The sequence below is a fragment of the Pseudomonas sp. GW821-FHT02A11 genome (genome assembly GCF_059421985.1).
The window spans coordinates 299,750-315,665 of sequence record NZ_JBWKWB010000005.1 but is presented as its reverse complement, the minus strand read 5'-3'; the positions used below and the strand labels follow the sequence as shown (position 1 = coordinate 315,665).

The window sequence follows — 15,916 nt, the reverse complement described above, 5'->3', positions numbered from 1 at the left end:
AACTGTATAAGTAGACAGTATTATTCCACAGGGATGAGCGCGCGCCTACCCCCGATTTGGTATTTATCCGCGAATGAGCCGGATCAGCCCCTCTAGAGCAGCCTTCACCGTTTGTCGGCGCACGGCGTCACGGTCTCCGGCGAACTGAAAGCGCTCGGCAATCAGGCGCTCTGCCGCGCCCCAACAGATCCATACGGTGCCTACCGGCTTGTCTGCCGAGCCGCCATCAGGCCCGGCGACGCCGCTGACCGCCACGGAATACAGTGCCGTGCTGTGGGACTGCGCGCCCCGGGCCATGGCCTCGACCACCTCCCGACTCACCGCGCCCACTTGGCTGAACAGCGCTTCGGGCACATCCAGCTGTTGGGTTTTCTGGCGATTGGAGTAGGTGACGTAACCGGCTTCGAACCAGGCCGAACTGCCGGGAATGCGCGTGATGGCTTCAGCGATGCCACCGCCGGTGCAGGACTCGGCGGTGCTGACCTGCGCCTGCACATCGAGCAGGCGCTGGCCCAGGGCGGCAGCCAGTTGAGTGATGTCGTCCACAGGAAATCTCCGTAAGGTTCGAGCGATGGGCACACGCTACACGAGCGCCGCTCATGCGCAAGACAGGACGCGGCCACAAACATTGCCGCGCCTGCGAGGGTTGGCTATGCGGGCTCCTGTTGCTGCACGGACTCCGGCTGTTTTTCAGGTGCTGGCTTTTCCCGTGGGCAAGGAGGCCGCACCGTTTCAACGATGGTTTCTCGAGGACGCTGGCGTGCTTCTTCCAGCGTGATGAAGCGTCCGTTGGCTGAATCCCTTCCGCGTTTACGTCGCATATGGCAGTCCTTTTTTCAAATGCCGGCACCGAATCGGCCGGCGACGTCGAACAGCCTAGCCAGCTCATCTCGCGTTATGAAGACCTGGAAACGCGCAGTGACGATTAAGCCGATCCTGCGGCCTGCGAACGCGCGTGGTAACCTTGCCGCCATCGCAAAAGCAATCGGATCTGACGTCGGCCCACGTAGGTGGTGTTCCACGCGGCACTCCCCATTTGCCCCAATCTCCCAACGATTTGCCTAAACAACTGATGAATAAAGCAATTTCCGACCTCTCTTCGCACACACCCATGATGCAACAGTACTGGAGACTGAAGAATCAGCATCCGGACCAGTTGATGTTCTATCGCATGGGCGACTTCTACGAGATCTTCTACGAAGACGCGAAAAAAGCCGCGAAACTCCTGGATATCACCCTGACCGCCCGTGGGCAGTCGGCGGGCCAGAGCATCCCCATGTGCGGCATCCCGTATCATGCCGCCGAGGGTTATCTGGCCAAGCTGGTGAAGCTGGGCGAGTCGGTGGTCATCTGCGAACAGATCGGCGATCCGGCCACCAGCAAAGGCCCGGTTGAACGTCAGGTGGTGCGCATCATCACGCCGGGCACGGTGAGTGACGAGGCGTTGATGGATGAGCGCCGCGACAACCTGATAGCTGCCGTGCTGGGCGATGAGCGCCTGTTCGGCTTGGCCGTGCTGGACATCACCAGTGGCAACTTCACGGTTCAGGAGATCAAGGGCTGGGAGAATCTTCTGGCTGAGCTTGAGCGTATCAATCCGGTTGAGCTGCTGATTCCGGACGACTGGCCACAGGGCCTGCCTGCTGAAAAACGCCGGGGCGCGCGCCGTCGTGCGCCGTGGGATTTCGAGCGCGATTCGGCGCACAAGAGTTTGTGTCAACAGTTTGCAACGCAGGACCTTAAGGGCTTCGGCTGCGAAACCCTGACACTGGCCATCGGCGCAGCCGGCTGTCTGCTGGGCTACGCCAAGGAAACCCAGCGCACCGCCCTGCCTCACCTGCGCAGCTTGCGTCACGAGCGCATGGATGACACGGTGATCCTCGACGGCGCCAGCCGCCGCAACCTGGAACTGGACACCAACCTGGCGGGCGGGCGCGACAACACCCTGCAATCGGTCATGGACCGCTGCCAGACCGCCATGGCCACGCGCCTGCTGACCCGCTGGCTGAACCGGCCATTGCGCGACCTGAACGTGCTGCAAGCCCGTCAGGAGTCGATCGGTTGCTTCCTTGAACGCTATCGTTTCGAAAACCTGCAACCGCAGCTCAAGGAAATCGGGGATCTGGAGAGGATTCTCGCGCGTATTGGCCTGCGCAACGCCCGTCCCCGGGACCTGGCGCGACTGCGTGACGCTCTCGGCGCGTTGCCGGAGCTGCAACTGGCCCTGACCGAGCTGGAAGCCCCGCATATTCAGCAATTGGCCAAGTCCACCAGCACCTACCCCGAACTGGCTGACCTGCTGCAACGGGCCATTATCGACAACCCGCCAGCGGTGATACGCGACGGCGGCGTACTGAAAACCGGCTACGACGGCGAACTGGACGAGTTGTTGTCGCTGAGCGAGAACGCTGGTCAGTTCCTGATCGATCTCGAAACCCGAGAGAAGGCCCGCACTGGCCTTGCTAACCTGAAGGTCGGCTACAACCGCGTTCACGGTTACTTCATCGAACTGCCGAGCAAACAGGCCGAGCAGGCGCCCGCCGATTACATTCGTCGCCAGACGCTCAAGGGCGCCGAGCGCTTCATCACGCCCGAACTCAAGGCGTTCGAGGACAAAGCCCTGTCGGCCAAGAGCCGCGCGCTGGCACGGGAAAAAATGCTTTACGAAGCGTTGCTGGAAGACCTCATCGGTCATCTGGCGCCGCTGCAGGACACCGCTGCCGCGCTCGCTGAACTGGACGTGCTGAGCAACCTGGCCGAGCGCGCGCTGAATCTGGACCTGAACCGTCCGCGCTTCACCGACGAGCCGTGCATGCGCATCGAGCAAGGTCGTCATCCGGTGGTCGAGCAGGTGCTGACATCGCCGTTCGTGGCCAACGATCTGGATCTGAACGACAACACCCGCATGCTGGTGATCACCGGTCCTAACATGGGCGGTAAATCCACCTACATGCGTCAGACCGCCTTGATCGTGCTATTGGCGCATATTGGCAGCTTCGTGCCGGCCGCGAGCTGCGAGCTTTCGTTGGTGGACCGCATCTTCACCCGCATCGGTTCAAGCGACGACTTGGCCGGAGGCCGCTCGACGTTCATGGTGGAAATGAGCGAAACCGCGAACATCCTGCACAACGCCACGGACAAGAGTCTGGTGCTGATGGACGAAGTCGGGCGCGGAACGAGCACCTTCGACGGTCTTTCCCTGGCCTGGGCTGCGGCAGAATGTCTCGCCCAACTGCGCGCATATACCCTATTCGCCACTCACTACTTCGAGCTGACCGTGCTGCCAGAAAGCGAGCCGCTGGTGGCAAACGTGCACCTGAATGCGACCGAGCACAACGAGCGCATCGTGTTCCTGCACCGCGTGCTGCCGGGGCCTGCCAGTCAGAGCTATGGTTTGGCCGTAGCCCAGCTGGCGGGGGTTCCAGGCAATGTGATCGCTCGCGCCAAGGAGCACTTGCAGCGACTGGAAACCACCAGCCTGCCCCACGAGCAGCCCAAGCCGAAACCTGGCAAGGCCCCCGCACCGCAGCAGGCCGACATGTTCGCAACGCTGCCGCACCCGGTGCTGGAGGAGTTGTCGAAGCTGAAAATCGACGACATGACACCGCGCCAAGCTATCGAATGGTTATATGGACTGCAAAACCGGATCTAACGGTATTGGTAACAAGCTGTTAGAATCCCGCGCGGTTTGGGAACGGTAAGGCCTAAGCCCTGCCGTACGACATCCGAGCCGCGTTCGAACACCGCCGAACCAAAGCCACGCCCACATGCCCTGTCGGCATGGGGCTGCGCTGGCAGTGTCTGAATGGCCCGGGAACGTTCCCGACCGAGCAACCCTGACGTGAGGGGCTCTGCTGCCGCCGCCTGAGGAGAGAATTAGAAATGACCTTCGTCGTCACCGACAACTGCATCAAGTGCAAGTACACCGACTGCGTAGAAGTCTGTCCGGTGGACTGCTTTTACGAAGGCCCGAACTTCCTGGTGATTCACCCGGATGAGTGCATCGACTGCGCTCTGTGCGAGCCTGAATGCCCTGCCCAGGCGATCTTTTCGGAAGACGAGATTCCAGCCGGCATGGAGAATTTCATCGAGCTGAACGCTGAGCTGGCCGACATCTGGCCCAACATCACCGAGCGCAAAGACGCGCTGCCGGATGCTGAAGAGTGGGATGGTAAGACTGGCAAGATCGCTGACCTGGAGCGCTAAGCTGCGCGGCGATACGAAAAAGGCCCCGAGGGGCCTTTTTGCATTTGCGGACACCGCAAGCCGCTCACTTTTTCGCGGGCAAAAAAAGGGGCGGTTTGACCCGCCCACATTTTTTCCGTAATCCCTTTATTCCTTTGTCATCATCCTGATGAATCGCGTCCTGCGATGTCCCTGAGCAGTCTTCCTTGACCGCCTGTGCCAATCCGTCGGCACAGTTCTGATATTAATGATTTCCCGGATCAGGGCAACACCTCGCACTTTTCAAAACACTACAAAGCCTCTAAGCCGAAGAAGAATAAACATCAATGGAATCATTGGCATAAACATTTTCACGCATTCAAACAGTCCATGACCTTCAAGAAAAAGTGCATTGACTGACAGCACGCGTAAGAATTGGCTTACAGCTAAAGTTAGACATCCTTACGACTGGGAAATACATTAAAACCGACATACTCACGTGACTTAATCGTTTATTCACGTGAACGACCTTAAACCGTCACAATAAAAAAGCCCCGGAAATCGGGGCTCTTATTAATATCAACACGCCATCAATTATGGCGAGACGATATGGTATTACTGAAACAACGACTCACTGGACAGACCATTCTTTTCAAGAATTTCCCGCAGACGCTTCAAGCCCTCGACCTGGATCTGCCGCACGCGCTCGCGGGTCAGACCGATTTCCAGGCCCACATCCTCCAGGGTGCTGCTCTCATGCCCGCGCAGGCCGAAGCGACGTACCACCACTTCGCGTTGCTTATCGGTCAGTTCGGACAGCCATTGATCGATGCTCTGGGACAGGTCGTCGTCCTGCAGCAGCTCACACGGATCGGTTGGACGATCATCGGTGAGCGTATCGAGCAGGGTTTTATCGGAGTCAGGCCCCAGCGAAACATCCACCGACGAGACCCGCTCGTTCAGGCCCAGCATGCGCTTGACCTCGCCGACGGGTTTTTCAAGCAGATTGGCGATCTCTTCAGGGGACGGTTCGTGATCGAGCTTCTGGGTCAGCTCCCGCGCGGCGCGCAGGTAGACGTTCAGCTCCTTGACCACGTGAATCGGCAGACGGATGGTCCGCGTCTGATTCATGATGGCGCGCTCGATGGTCTGACGGATCCACCAGGTCGCGTACGTGGAGAACCGGAAACCGCGTTCCGGATCGAATTTTTCGACCGCCCGAATCAGGCCCAGATTGCCCTCTTCGATGAGGTCCAGCAATGACAGGCCACGATTGACGTAGCGTCTGGCGATCTTAACCACCAGGCGCAGATTGCTTTCAATCATGCGTTTGCGGCCCGCCGGATCGCCCTTTTGCGACAAGCGCGCAAAATGGACCTCTTCTTCCGGAGACAGCAGGGGGGAGAAACCGATTTCGTTGAGATACAGCTGCGTGGCATCCAGTGCCCGCGTGTAGTCGATGTACTTGTGCTGCTTGAGTGCTGTGGAGTTTTTGGTCTTCGCACGAACAGAAGGTGTAGCTGGCTTCTCATCCGTTGCAGAATCCAAGACGATCCCGTGCTCCATAAGGAGGACTTCGTCGTCTATGTCAAACTCCGGCACTTCTCTATTGAGAGCCATTGTTATAGTCCTTTGATGAGTTCGACCTCAAGCCCCAGTGGCGCCCTTTTCCCTGGCATCACTTGAGCCTGTCCCCTCTACGACAGGACAGGCTGGTAACCGATCAACGACGTGGCAAGAATTCCAGTGGATCTACCGGTTTACCCTGACGGCGAATCTCAAAATGCAGTTTCACCCGGTCAGTACCCGTGGATCCCATCTCGGCAATTGCCTGCCCTGCCTTGACCTGTTGCCCCTCCCGTACCAACAGCCTACGGTTATGACCGTACGCACTGACGTAGGTATCGCTGTGTTTGATGATTACCAATTCGCCGTAGCCCCGTAATCCACTCCCGGCGTAAACAACCGAACCATCAGACGCGGCCAAAACAGGCTGTCCCAAATCACCGGCGATATCAATTCCTTTATTCAAACTACCGTTTGAAGAAAATTTACTGATCAAAACACCACTTGTCGGCCATGCCCAGCCGCTTGGAGAACGGGCTCCAGCAACGACGGGGGTATTAACCGGCGTGGTCACCGGTGTAGTTGCAGGGGCTACGGCACTACCTGAAGTTGAGCCAACAGGACGTGTAATAACGGTGGTCTTGATTGAACCCGAAGGCGAACTGTTATTACCCGATGTTGCCGGTGCAACCGCTACCGGCGCAGCGGCAGCGACGGTAGGAGCCGAACTCGAACGCCCGTCGAAACGGATCGCCTGACCGACGTGGATGGTGTAGGGCTCGGGAATGTTGTTGCGCGCGGCTAGCGCTTTCCAGTCCCAGCCATAGCGAAAGGCGATGGAGAACAGGGTGTCGCTGCGCTTGACGATATATTGGCCGGTCGTCACGGGCTGGCGGACAGGGGCGGCCGGTTTACCCGTATTGCGATCGACAACACGGACACCGCCCGAAGGCGCGCTGGAACAGCCGACCAGAAGGACACTCAGGGCAATGCCAATCACCAGACGTGGAAAACTTGTTAAAGACGTACGCTGCCGAATGACTGTGAGACTCACCCGCCACTCCCTTTACCGGTGACTGAATTGAAGCTGCCAATTGTGTCTTGATGATGACCGGCAGCCATAGAAAAACTGGTTACGAAAAACTTCACAGCGACGTGCAGCGGGCGGATCAAACGCTCATCGCAAATCGCCAGCCTGTAGACAGGCGGCGCTACGCGGAATTCAGTGCCGCTGCAAAACAGTGCTTACGCCAGCGGACCGTTGAGCAACGGCACGAAGCGCACCGCCCCGAGCACATGCCGGGAGAACCCGTGCTCTTCGCGAATGATCAGCATCAGTTGCTGCACCTCGCCAGCCCCCACCGGAATCACCAGACGCCCGCCAGGCGCCAGCTGATCCAGCAGCGCCTGCGGAACGTCGGTGGCGACCGCAGTGACGATGATGCCGTTATAGGGTGCCAGTGCCGGCCAGCCTTCCCAGCCGTCTCCCCAGCGAAACACCATGTTACGCAGATTCAGTTCGAGCAGACGCTCCTTGGCGCGGTCCTGCAGCACCTTGATGCGCTCGACGGAAAACACCCGCTCGACCAATTGGGCCAGCACCGCCGTTTGATAGCCGGAACCGGTGCCGATCTCCAGTACCTTGTCCAGCGGCCCCGCCGCCAGCAGCAGCTCGCTCATGCGCGCGACCATGTACGGCTGGGAAATGGTCTGGTTGTTGCCTATCGGCAAGGCGGTGTCTTCGTAGGCGCGGTGTGCTAGCGCTTCATCGACGAACAGGTGACGCGGCGTCTTGCGAATGACATCGAGCACCTGCGTGCTGGTGATGCCTTCTTCATACAAGCGCTGGATCAACCGCTCGCGCGTACGCTGGGAGGTAAATCCCACGCCACGTCGCAACAGATCATCTTGTTCACGCGACATCAGGCCATTCCCTCCAGCCATGCGTTCAGGCTGTTGAAACCGTCCTGATAGGTTCGATCCAGCTGCAACGGTGTAATCGACACGTACCCCTGCATCACGGCGTGGAAATCCGTGCCCGGGCCGCCATCTTCGGCGTCACCGGCGGCGGCGATCCAGTAGCCGGCCCGCCCGCGCGGGTCGACGACGCGCACAGGCGCCGCGGCACGAGTGCGGTGGCCGAGGCGGGTGAGCTGGATGCCACGAACATGTTCAAGGGGCAGGTTCGGAATGTTCACGTTCAATACGGTACGCGGTGGAAGGTCGAGCTGTTCATGGGCTTCGACCAGAAGCCGCGCATAATGCGCGGCAGTTGCCAGGTTATCGACCTGACGCGACAGAAATGAAAAGGCAAACGACGGACGTTGCAGAAAGCGCCCTTCAAGGGCGGCGGCCACGGTGCCGGAATACAGCACGTCATCGCCCAGATTGGCGCCCAGGTTGATGCCTGAAACAACCATGTCCGGCTCGTGTTCCAGCAGGCCATGGATGCCCAAATGCACGCAATCGGTCGGCGTGCCGTTGAGGCTGATGAAGCCGTTGTCCAGCCGTTGGGGATGCAGGGGCCGATCGAGGGTCAGCGAACTGCTGGCCCCACTCTTGTCTTGATCGGGGGCAATGACCGCGCACTCGGCATAGCCCGCCAGCGCTCCGTGGAGCGCAGCAAGTCCGGGTGCCGAGACCCCATCGTCATTTGAAATCAGAATACGCATGAGCTGTCCGTCTGTCCCGCGGGCGCCAGATCGATAAGTTCACGCACCAATGCGGTGGCGAAGCATCCGGCCGGCAGGACGAATTCCAGTTGCAGAATGTCAGGCTCGGGATAATGCCACGTCAACCGCCCGATGGGCAGTCGCAGGATGCGACGTTCGTGTTCCATTCCCGCCTTTATCAACCAGTTACAGAGCGACGCCTCACGCTGGGCGATGCTGTTTTCAAGCTCGGCGGTCGCTCCGGCGGCGGGAGAATCGCCTTCGCCCCACTGGGGGCCTGTCGGGTGCAGATCGAGGATCGCCAGACGCGGATCGCTGCATTCGGCCTCACCTGCCGGGAAGAAGCTGCGGCTGTCAGTGAAGGCCAGCAGATCGCCCACTTGTGCGCGCTGCCAGCTGCCATCGGCCACCCTTGCCGCCAGCACTTGGTTGAACAGATAGCTGCGTGCCGTGGAAAGCAGCCGCGAACGCACACTGCGCTGCTCGGGCAGAGCCTGCCGCTCGGCGTAGTGGCGTGCTTCGCCGACGTTGCCGCCCTCAAAGCCAAAGCGCTGGGCGCCGAAATAATTGGGAATGCCGTGTTGCTTGATCAACTCAAGCCGCGCATCGAGAGCGGCTTGATCCGCCTGCAATTGCGTCAAACGCAAGGTGAAGCCGTTGGCCGCATGGGCGCCGCGCTGCAGTTTACGTTTGTGCCGCTTGCTGTCGAGGATCTTCAGGGTGTCGTTTTCAGCCGCCGACAGGTCGGGGTCGGCTTTGCCGGGCAATTGAATGCTGAACCACTGACGGGTGAGCGCCTGACGGTCCTTCAGACCCGCATAGGCAACCGTGCGCAGCGGCACGCCAGCGGCCTTGGCCAGTCGCCGGGCGGCCTCTTCGGTATTCAGGCCGCGTTTCTCGACCCAGAGCCACAGGTGCTCGCCATCGCCAGACAAAGGGATGTCCAGCACTTCATCCACCTGAAAGTCTTCAGCGGTGGCTTTGAGCACGGCGGTACCCAGCGCGTCGCCATAGGCCCGTGGGCCCAATAATTCGAATTCGGTCATGCGGTGATCAACAGTGCGACGGCGTGAACCGCGATGCCCTCTTCTCGGCCGGTGAAACCCAGCTTTTCGGTAGTGGTGGCCTTGACGTTGACCTGGTCGAGTTCGACCTGCAGGTCTTCAGCCATCAGCACACGCATGGCGTCGATGTGGGGTGCCATTTTTGGTGCCTGGGCGACGATGGTGGCGTCGACGTTGCCGACCTTCCAGCCCTTGGCTTGCACTTGCTTGAGCACATGGCGCAGAAGGGCGCGGCTGTCGGCACCCTTGAATTGTGGATCGGTATCGGGGAAATGCTTGCCGATGTCGCCCAGCGCAGCGGCGCCCAGCAAGGCATCGCTCAGCGCGTGCAACAGCACATCGCCATCGGAATGTGCGAGCAAACCGGATGTGTGCGCGATCCGCACCCCGCCCAAGGTAATGAAATCGCCCTCAGCGAAACGGTGCACATCATAGCCGTGGCCAATACGCATAAAAAAACGCCCTGAAAAAGTCAGGGCGTGATTCTACCTGCTTTGTCGGACATTAGGGCGTCCGACTGCCTGACACAGTGCTGGTCAGAGACTGCATGTCTGCAGGAATGAATTTGTTCGCAACACTGTCGTACGCCCGCTGGATATCTGTCGGACGTACGACCCAATCGCGAATGAATTCGCTCCCACAGTGTGGAGCTGCGTGCGGTGCCCACGACCTGTGGGAGCGAATCGATTCGCTCCCACAGAGAACAGCGTTTCAGCCCACCAGTGCCACTGCGTGATAACGCAGGTGATCCTCAATGAAGCTGGCGATGAAGTAATAACTGTGGTCATAACCGGGCTGCATGCGTAACTCCAGTGGGTGACCGACCGCCTTGGCCGCCTGCACCAGCGCTTCGGGCTTGAGCTGATTGGCGAGAAAGTCGTCGCGATCGCCCTGATCCACCAGCAGTGGCAGACGTTCGGTGGCCTCGGCGATCAGCACGCTGGCATCCCACTCGCGCCAGCGCGAACGGTCTTCGCCCAGGTAACGGGAGAACGCCTTCTGTCCCCACGGGCAATCCATCGGGTTGGTGATGGGCGAGAACGCCGACACCGATTTGTAGCGCCCGGGATTGCGCAACGCACAGACCAACGCGCCATGGCCGCCCATCGAGTGGCCGCTGATGCTGCGCTTGTCCGACGCCGGGAAGTGCGCCTCAATCAACGCAGGCAGCTCGCTGACCACGTAGTCGTACATGCGGTAGTGGCGCGCCCAAGGCTGCTGGGTGGCGTTGAGGTAGAAGCCGGCACCCAGACCGAAGTCATAGGCGTTGTCCGGATCGCCCGGCACGTCGGCGCCGCGAGGGCTGGTGTCCGGCGCGACGATGATGATGCCAAGCTCGGCAGCGATGCGCTGGGCTCCGGCCTTCTGCATGAAGTTCTCATCGGTGCAGGTCAGGCCCGACAGCCAATACACCACCGGCAGCTTGCCGCCCTGCTCTGCCTGGGGAGGCAGATAGACCGCAAACACCATGTCGCAGCCCAGCACGTCGGAGTGATGTTTGTAACGCTTATGCCAGCCGCCGAAGCTTTTCTGGCACGAGATGTTTTCCAGACCCATCGGTCGTTCCTCCCTCCAGCTGCGAGCCACAAGCCACAAGCTGCAAGTGGGGCAATGGCGCGCCTTCTTGCAGCTTGCGGCTCGAAACTTGAAGCCGCTACTTAGAAATGGATGACGGAGCGAATGCTCTTGCCTTCGTGCATCAGGTCGAACGCTTCGTTGATCTGGTCCAGGCCCATGGTGTGGGTGATGAAGGTGTCGAGCGGAATTTCGCCCTTCTGGGATTTCTCGACGTAGCTTGGCAGCTCGGTGCGCCCCTTCACGCCGCCGAACGCCGAACCGCGCCAGACGCGACCGGTCACCAGCTGGAATGGACGGGTGGCGATTTCCTGACCTGACGGCGCGACGCCGATGATGACCGACTCGCCCCAACCCTTGTGGCAGCACTCCAGGGCCGCACGCATCAGCTGAACGTTGCCGATGCACTCGAAGCTGTAATCTACGCCGCCATCGGTGAGTTCGACGATCACATCCTGAATCGGCTTGGTGTGTTCTTTCGGGTTGATGAAGTCGGTTGCACCCAACTCGCGCGCTACGTCGAATTTCGCCGGGTTGATGTCGATGGCGATGATGCGCGAGGCCTTGGCCATTTTCGCGCCGATGATCGCCGCCAGGCCGATGCCGCCCAGACCGAATATCGCCACGGTTGCACCTTCTTCAACCTTGGCAGTGTTGAGCACCGCGCCGATGCCGGTGGTCACGCCGCAACCGAGCAGGCAGACCTTTTCCAGCGGGGCTTCTTTCGGGATTTTTGCCAGGGAAATTTCTGGCACGACGGTGTACTCGGAGAACGTCGAGCAACCCATGTAGTGGTAAACGGGCTGGCCGTTGTAACTGAAACGGGTGGTGCCGTCGGGCATCAGGCCCTTGCCCTGGGTCGCGCGGACTTTCTGGCAGAGGTTGGTCTTGCCGGATTTGCAGAATTTGCACTCGCGGCATTCGGCGGTGTACAGCGGAATCACGTGATCGCCCACGGCCAGGGAGGCGACGCCCTCGCCCACCGCTTCAACGATTCCGCCGCCTTCATGGCCGAGAATGCACGGGAACACGCCTTCGGAGTCGGCGCCGGACAGAGTGTAGGCATCGGTGTGACAGACGCCGGAGGCAACGGTACGGATCAATACTTCGCCGGCTTTCGGTGCTTCAACGTCCACTTCGACGATTTGCAGGGGCTCGTTGGGAGCGAAGGCAACGGCGGCACGTGACTTGATCATCAATATTCTCCAGCGGGTGAGGAACGGTAAATACAAGCCACGAGTGTAAAGCAGTGCCGTTTGATTAATAATCCGGCCAAAAGCAAAACATTAATGCTGCACAGGGATAATCGATGTACACCAATCGCTGGGATGGGCTGGATGAATTCGTCGCGGTGGCCGAGTGCGGGCAGTTCACGGCGGCGGCAGAGCGGATGGGCGTTTCGTCCTCGCACATCAGCCGGCAGATCGCCCGCCTAGAGGAACGGTTGCAAACCCGTCTGCTCTACCGCAGCACACGCAAGGTTGCTCTCACGGAGGCGGGCCAGACGTTTCTGCACCACTGCCAGCGCCTGCAGGATGGTCGCGAAGAAGCGCTACGCGCAGTGGGTGATCTGACCAGCGAGCCCAAAGGCCTGCTGCGAATGACCTGCGCGGTGGCTTATGGCGAGCGCTTCATCGCACCGCTGGTGACCCGCTTCATGGACGACTACCCGCAACTGCGGGTCGACATCGAGCTGACCAACAACACGCTGGACCTGGTGCATGAGGGCATGGATCTGGCGATCCGTCTGGGTCGGTTGCAGGAGTCCCGGCTGGTCGCCACTCGCCTGGCGCCGCGCCGCATGTACCTGTGCGCATCCCCTTCATATATAGAGCGCTACGGCCGCCCCCACAGTCTTTCGGAACTGAATCGGCACAATTGTCTGATTGGCAGCTCCGACAGCTGGCTGCTGCAACATAACGGTAAGGAATTTTCCCAGCGCGTTCACGGAAACTGGCGCTGCAACAGTGGGCAAGCGGTGCTGGACGCGACGCTGCAAGGGGTGGGGTTGAGTCAACTACCGGATTATTACGTGCTGGAACACCTGAAAAACGGCGCGCTCATTTCGTTGCTGGACGCTCATCAGCCGCCGAACACGGCAGTGTGGGCGCTGTACCCGCAGCAACGGCATTTGTCGCCGAAGGTCAGGAAGCTGGTGGAGTATTTGAAGACGGGATTGGCGTTGCGGGATGAATACCGCCAGTGACGCGGACTGAGTTCACCTGTGGGAGCGAATTCATTCGCGAAAATCTTTCAGACGACAATGATGTATCGCCTGAACTGCACATTCGCGAATGAATTCGCTCCCACGGGGGTGACATCGTGGCGCATCGGATTCACCTCAGCGAGAGAAGTCACCCCGCCGCTGTCGCAGCCATTCCAGGTCTTCCGGGCGGGTCACCTTGATGTTGTCAGCACGCCCCTCGATCAGGCGTGGCGATTGCCCGGCCCATTCAATGGCCGAGGCTTCATCGGTGATCGAAACGTTCGACACCAGACTGTCCGCCAACGCGCGATGCAACGCACCCAGCCTGAACATCTGTGGCGTATAGGCCTGCCAGATCAGGCTGCGATCAACGGTTTCGGTCACGCGGCCATTGGCATCGGCGCGTTTTAGCGTGTCTTTGGCCGGGACCGCCAGCAGCCCGCCGACCGGGTCATCCGCGAGTTGGGCGAGCAGATTGTCCAGATCAGAGCGCGCCAGATTCGGCCGCGCCGCGTCGTGAACCAGCACCCAGTCATTGTCGTCGGCCCCGCTGGCGTGCAGGTGCAGCAGCGCATTGAGCACTGAATCAGCCCGCTCCTTGCCACCAGCGACTTGCTGAATCCGCGAATCCAGAGCACACGGCAAGGTAGGCCAATAGGGGTCGTCCACAGCCAGGCTGATCACCAGCCCCTTGAGACGGGGGTGATCGAGAAAGCAAAGCAGGCTGTGTTCCAGAATCGTGAGGCCGCCCAGTTGCAGGTACTGCTTGGGACGGTCTGCCGCCATGCGAGCACCAACGCCCGCCGCGGGAATCACTGCCCAGAAGGCAGGAAGGGATTGAGTCATTTATGCCAACGTCACTGTGCCAGCTGATAGAGAGTCTCGCCGTCCTTGACCATGCCCAGCTCGTGACGGGCACGTTCCTCAACGGTTTCCAGGCCCTTTTTCAGCTCCAGCACTTCCGCGTCCAGGACTCGGTTGCGCTCAAGCAAGGCATCGTTTTCGGCGTGTTGATCGGCGATCTGCTGAGTCAGACTGGCCACCTGCGCGAGGCTGCCATTGCCCACCCATAGGCGGTATTGCAAGCCCGCGAGCAGCAAAAGCAGAACGAGGAACAACCAGTTAGGACTGCGCATTGTGAATATCTGTTACCCGATGGAGAACGACAGCAAAACCGACCATTTCAAATGCCCAAGAGCCCGGTGGTCGCCGGGCTCATGGATCAGAACGTCAGGAAAAACACCTTTCGGAGAATTCCCCTACAACGCCTGCTGCCTTTTTACCATCTTGTGATCAGCCGCGAAACTCGCCGCGACCACGGTAAACAGCTTTAGCGCCCAGTTGCTCTTCAATACGCAGCAGCTGGTTGTACTTGGAGATGCGATCGGAGCGGCTCAGGGAACCGGTCTTGATCTGCCCTGCCGACGTGCCCACAGCCAGATCGGCAATGGTCGAGTCCTCGGTTTCACCGGAGCGGTGCGAGATCACGGCGGTGTAACCAGCGGCCTTGGCCATCTGGATGGCTTCCAGGGTTTCGGTCAGGGTGCCGATCTGGTTGAACTTGATCAGGATCGAGTTACCGATTTTCTTCTCGATGCCTTCTTTCAAAATCTTGGTGTTGGTCACGAACAGGTCGTCGCCCACCAGCTGGATCTTGTCGCCGATCTTGTCGGTCAGGACTTTCCAGCCATCCCAGTCGGACTCGTCCAGACCGTCTTCGATGGAGATGATCGGATGCTTGCTGACCAGATCAGCCAGGTAGTCGGCGAAACCGGCGGAGTCATACTCGCCTTCTTCGCTCAGCACATACTTGCCGTTCTTGTAGAACTCGCTCGCAGCGCAGTCCAGGGCCAGGGTCACGTCGGTGCCCAGCTTGTAACCGGCGTTTGCAACGGCTTCGGCAATGGCATCCAGCGCGTCGGCGTTGGAGTTCAGGTTCGGTGCGAAACCGCCTTCGTCGCCCACGGCGGTGTTCAGGCCACGGGCCTTCAGCACGGCTTTGAGGTGGTGGAAAATCTCGGTGCCCCAGCGCAGGCCTTCGGAGAAGGTCTTGGCGCCCACTGGCTGGATCATGAATTCCTGAATGTCGATGTTGTTATCGGCATGCTCGCCACCGTTGATGATGTTCATCATCGGGACGGGCATCGAGTAAACGCCCGGAGTGCCGTTCAGGTTGGCGATGTGCGCGTACAGCGGCAGATCCTGATCCTGGGCAGCGGCCTTGGCGGCAGCCAGCGATACAGCGAGGATCGCGTTGGCGCCCAGGCTGGCTTTGTTTTCAGTGCCGTCGAGCGTGATCATCGCGTGATCCAGCGCCTTCTGGTCAACCGGGTCCTTGCCCAGCAGCAGGTCGCGGATCGGGCCATTGATGTTGGCCACAGCTTTCAGCACGCCCTTGCCCATGTAACGACTCTTGTCGCCATCACGCAGCTCAAGTGCTTCACGCGAGCCGGTGGAAGCACCGGACGGCGCGCAGGCACTGCCGATGATGCCGTTGTCGAGGAGCACATCTGCTTCCACGGTGGGATTGCCACGGGAGTCGAGAACTTCACGACCTTTGATGTCGACGATTTTTGCCATTGTTGTTAACACTCCAAGATTGACGAAAACGACGCAGCTGGGAAAAACGACTGGCATCAAGGGCACTAGACAGCGGGCAGGCCCGAGAT

Annotated in this window: 15 protein-coding genes; 3 read left to right on the top strand and 12 right to left on the bottom strand. The window is 59.9% G+C overall.

Annotation, left to right across the window (positions count from 1 at the left end; genetic code table 11):
* Positions 1-63: 63 nt before the first annotated feature.
* On the bottom strand, positions 64-546 hold the full coding sequence (locus AC07V9_RS10740; RefSeq protein WP_495015692.1) for a CinA family protein: 483 nt from the start codon (positions 544-546) through the stop codon (positions 64-66).
* Positions 547-1,084: 538 nt separating this feature from the next.
* On the opposite strand from AC07V9_RS10740, the gene mutS reads away from it, so the two are divergent.
* A complete protein-coding gene (mutS, locus tag AC07V9_RS10735) occupies positions 1,085-3,652 on the top strand; it encodes a DNA mismatch repair protein MutS (RefSeq protein ID WP_495015793.1) in 2,568 nt (855 codons plus the stop codon).
* Positions 3,653-3,882: 230 nt separating this feature from the next.
* Positions 3,883-4,206, top strand: coding sequence for a ferredoxin FdxA (gene fdxA, locus AC07V9_RS10730; protein ID WP_495015691.1), 324 nt, complete (start codon positions 3,883-3,885; stop codon positions 4,204-4,206).
* Between the two features lie 573 nt (positions 4,207-4,779).
* Here fdxA and rpoS read toward each other — a convergent pair.
* The 8 genes from rpoS to AC07V9_RS10690 all read right to left on the bottom strand — a co-directional run bounded on the left by rpoS (position 4,780) and on the right by AC07V9_RS10690 (position 12,237).
* Positions 4,780-5,784: an RNA polymerase sigma factor RpoS gene (gene rpoS, locus AC07V9_RS10725; protein WP_495015690.1), complete on the bottom strand. Its 1,005-nt coding sequence runs from the start codon at positions 5,782-5,784 to the stop codon at positions 4,780-4,782.
* A 103-nt stretch (positions 5,785-5,887) separates the two neighbouring features.
* A complete protein-coding gene (locus AC07V9_RS10720) occupies positions 5,888-6,784 on the bottom strand; it encodes a peptidoglycan DD-metalloendopeptidase family protein (protein WP_495015689.1) in 897 nt (298 codons plus the stop codon).
* Positions 6,785-6,975: 191 nt separating this feature from the next.
* Complete coding sequence (locus AC07V9_RS10715) at positions 6,976-7,653, bottom strand: protein-L-isoaspartate(D-aspartate) O-methyltransferase (RefSeq protein ID WP_495015688.1); 678 nt, start codon at positions 7,651-7,653, stop codon at positions 6,976-6,978.
* A complete protein-coding gene (gene surE, locus AC07V9_RS10710) occupies positions 7,653-8,402 on the bottom strand; it encodes a 5'/3'-nucleotidase SurE (RefSeq protein ID WP_495015687.1) in 750 nt (249 codons plus the stop codon). The genes AC07V9_RS10715 and surE overlap by 1 nt, the downstream gene beginning before the upstream one ends.
* Positions 8,390-9,448 (bottom strand): tRNA pseudouridine(13) synthase TruD, encoded by a 1,059-nt coding sequence (gene truD, locus AC07V9_RS10705; protein ID WP_495015686.1) that lies wholly within the window; start codon positions 9,446-9,448, stop codon positions 8,390-8,392. The genes surE and truD overlap by 13 nt, the downstream gene beginning before the upstream one ends.
* Complete coding sequence (gene ispF, locus AC07V9_RS10700; RefSeq protein WP_495015685.1) at positions 9,445-9,918, bottom strand: 2-C-methyl-D-erythritol 2,4-cyclodiphosphate synthase; 474 nt, start codon at positions 9,916-9,918, stop codon at positions 9,445-9,447. Before ispF ends, truD begins: the two co-directional genes overlap by 4 nt.
* A 259-nt stretch (positions 9,919-10,177) precedes the next feature.
* The gene (gene fghA / locus AC07V9_RS10695) at positions 10,178-11,023 is read right to left on the bottom strand and encodes an S-formylglutathione hydrolase (protein ID WP_495015684.1); all 846 of its coding nucleotides are present in this window, start codon (positions 11,021-11,023) and stop codon (positions 10,178-10,180) included.
* Between the two features lie 101 nt (positions 11,024-11,124).
* A complete protein-coding gene (locus tag AC07V9_RS10690) occupies positions 11,125-12,237 on the bottom strand; it encodes an S-(hydroxymethyl)glutathione dehydrogenase/class III alcohol dehydrogenase (RefSeq protein WP_495015683.1) in 1,113 nt (370 codons plus the stop codon).
* 113 nt (positions 12,238-12,350) lie between these two features.
* Between AC07V9_RS10690 and AC07V9_RS10685 the strand changes: the two genes are divergently transcribed.
* Entirely contained in the window at positions 12,351-13,247 is an 897-nt protein-coding gene (locus AC07V9_RS10685) for a LysR family transcriptional regulator (protein ID WP_495015682.1), read from the top strand.
* A gap of 135 nt (positions 13,248-13,382) precedes the next feature.
* On the opposite strand, the gene ispD is transcribed toward AC07V9_RS10685, so the two are convergent.
* From ispD to eno, 3 genes are all read right to left on the bottom strand, one after another.
* Positions 13,383-14,093 carry a 2-C-methyl-D-erythritol 4-phosphate cytidylyltransferase gene (ispD, locus tag AC07V9_RS10680; RefSeq protein WP_495015681.1) on the bottom strand — a complete coding sequence of 237 codons (711 nt, stop codon included), beginning with the start codon at positions 14,091-14,093 and terminating at the stop codon, positions 13,383-13,385.
* A gap of 11 nt (positions 14,094-14,104) precedes the next feature.
* Entirely contained in the window at positions 14,105-14,383 is a 279-nt protein-coding gene (gene ftsB / locus AC07V9_RS10675; RefSeq protein ID WP_074752716.1) for a cell division protein FtsB, read from the bottom strand.
* A 157-nt stretch (positions 14,384-14,540) separates the two neighbouring features.
* Positions 14,541-15,827, bottom strand: coding sequence for a phosphopyruvate hydratase (gene eno, locus AC07V9_RS10670; protein WP_495015680.1), 1,287 nt, complete (start codon positions 15,825-15,827; stop codon positions 14,541-14,543).
* Positions 15,828-15,916 lie beyond the last annotated feature (89 nt).

Coding starts and splice junctions, on each gene's coding strand:
- fdxA (WP_495015691.1), top strand. CDS start 3,883: ATGACCTTCGTCGTCACCGACAACTGCATCAAGTGCAAGTACACCGAC.
- rpoS (WP_495015690.1), bottom strand. CDS start 5,784: ATGGCTCTCAATAGAGAAGTGCCGGAGTTTGACATAGACGACGAAGTC.
- AC07V9_RS10715 (WP_495015688.1), bottom strand. CDS start 7,653: ATGTCGCGTGAACAAGATGATCTGTTGCGACGTGGCGTGGGATTTACC.
- surE (WP_495015687.1), bottom strand. CDS start 8,402: ATGCGTATTCTGATTTCAAATGACGATGGGGTCTCGGCACCCGGACTT.
- truD (WP_495015686.1), bottom strand. CDS start 9,448: ATGACCGAATTCGAATTATTGGGCCCACGGGCCTATGGCGACGCGCTG.
- ispF (WP_495015685.1), bottom strand. CDS start 9,918: ATGCGTATTGGCCACGGCTATGATGTGCACCGTTTCGCTGAGGGCGAT.
- fghA (WP_495015684.1), bottom strand. CDS start 11,023: ATGGGTCTGGAAAACATCTCGTGCCAGAAAAGCTTCGGCGGCTGGCAT.
- AC07V9_RS10690 (WP_495015683.1), bottom strand. CDS start 12,237: ATGATCAAGTCACGTGCCGCCGTTGCCTTCGCTCCCAACGAGCCCCTG.
- AC07V9_RS10685 (WP_495015682.1), top strand. CDS start 12,351: ATGTACACCAATCGCTGGGATGGGCTGGATGAATTCGTCGCGGTGGCC.
- ispD (WP_495015681.1), bottom strand. CDS start 14,093: ATGACTCAATCCCTTCCTGCCTTCTGGGCAGTGATTCCCGCGGCGGGC.
- ftsB (WP_074752716.1), bottom strand. CDS start 14,383: ATGCGCAGTCCTAACTGGTTGTTCCTCGTTCTGCTTTTGCTGCTCGCG.
- eno (WP_495015680.1), bottom strand. CDS start 15,827: ATGGCAAAAATCGTCGACATCAAAGGTCGTGAAGTTCTCGACTCCCGT.